We start from the raw sequence: 1,310 nt of genomic DNA, 5'->3' as shown, positions 1-1,310 counted from the left end.
CAAATTAATTGAACGAGATATCCACTTAATTACTCGTTTGAAAAAAGGAGCATCAATTCAAGTAGAGCAAGTATTTAAGCTGTTGAGCATCTCAAACGCATATTGCATAGTATAATATGATGATATTTAGAAAAAGTCAATGCCTACTAAAAACTTCCTCAATTGCGAGACAAAAAAAAGTCTACAACAAGCATTAAAAGAGCATGAGCATCCAGATATTCGGCAAAGAGCCTTGATTTTTTTGTTACTAAATAACGGAAATACACAAGCTCAAACTGCTGAACTAATTGGCTGCTCTCTGAGAAAAGTTGCTTATTGGAGCAGACATGGTGAGCCTGAAAATTTAGACAGTTTCAAAGATGAGCGGATGAAGGGTAACTACCGAAAAGCTACAGAAGAATACATTAATTTACTCCTAGAAACCATTGAAGTAGAACCTGAGAAATATGGTTACGAGTTCGGAAGATGGACAACAGCTAGACTTGCCATATATCTAGGAGAAAAGACAGGAATCGAGTTGAGTAGTACCCAAGTAAGGAGGATTTTAAAATCAAAAAAGTATGTTTACATCTGGGCTAGATATAGCTTAGAGGAGAAGCAAGATACCGTAGAGAGGGGTTTATTTAAAGATAAATTAGCTGAGTATCTAAGAATAGCAAAAGAATTTCCAGCTCTTCTACAGGTATGGTTTTGGGATGAGAGCGGATTTAGTTTGAGAGTAATTAGAAGGAAAAATTGGTGTAAAAAAGGGACTCGAAGCAAGAAAAGAGGAGAGCGACGAAAGGGTCGTATAAATGTCATGGGCGGAGTGAGGTATTCAGACAAGAAAAGATGGGTGGATTTTATTCCATCTGGAAATGCTGCTAATTTTTATGCCGTCCTCAAAAATTTTTATGGAGATTTAAGAGCCGAGTGGATATTACAAGGGAATTTAGCGGGAGAATTTGAAGAGAAAGGCTGTAAATTGGTAATAATTTTGGACAACGCTAGTTTTCATAAAAAAGCAGAAATTTTGCAGAAAATAGCAGCAGAGATGCCGAATATAATCATAGAGTTTTTGCCCAAGTATAGTCCTGACTACAACTTAGTTGAATTAGTATGGCATTCCGCCAAGGAATATGTTGCTAATAGATTATTTGAATCTATTGAAAAACTAGAGTCTCTGTTGAATGAATTGTTAAATGAAGGAGAACTAATTATCAAATGGAACCGAAAAATCAAAAATAAAGGTAACTTAGGAATGAAAATTTAATAACTTTAGCGTCTGCTAAATAGTCGGAACTGCACGATAATTCCATTTTGGTAGATAT

The 1,310-nt window shown here is 35.4% G+C and carries 1 protein-coding gene; it reads left to right on the top strand.

Annotated elements, in window-relative coordinates:
- The first annotated feature begins 139 nt into the window (after window positions 1–139).
- Window positions 140–1,252, top strand: coding sequence for an IS630 family transposase (locus QUA54_RS34270; protein WP_333419490.1), 1,113 nt, complete (start codon window positions 140–142; stop codon window positions 1,250–1,252).
- Window positions 1,253–1,310 lie beyond the last annotated feature (58 nt).

It is taken from the genome of Microcoleus sp. MOSTC5 (assembly GCF_036701825.1).
In the GTDB taxonomy this organism is placed as follows: Bacteria; Cyanobacteriota; Cyanobacteriia; order Cyanobacteriales; family Microcoleaceae; genus Microcoleus; species Microcoleus asticus.
This window is presented reverse-complemented; position numbering and strand designations above follow the sequence as displayed.

Bases quoted from the DNA above. Each gene is read 5' to 3' on its own strand.
- QUA54_RS34270 (WP_333419490.1), top strand. From the start codon at position 140: ATGCCTACTAAAAACTTCCTCAATTGCGAGACAAAAAAAAGTCTACAA.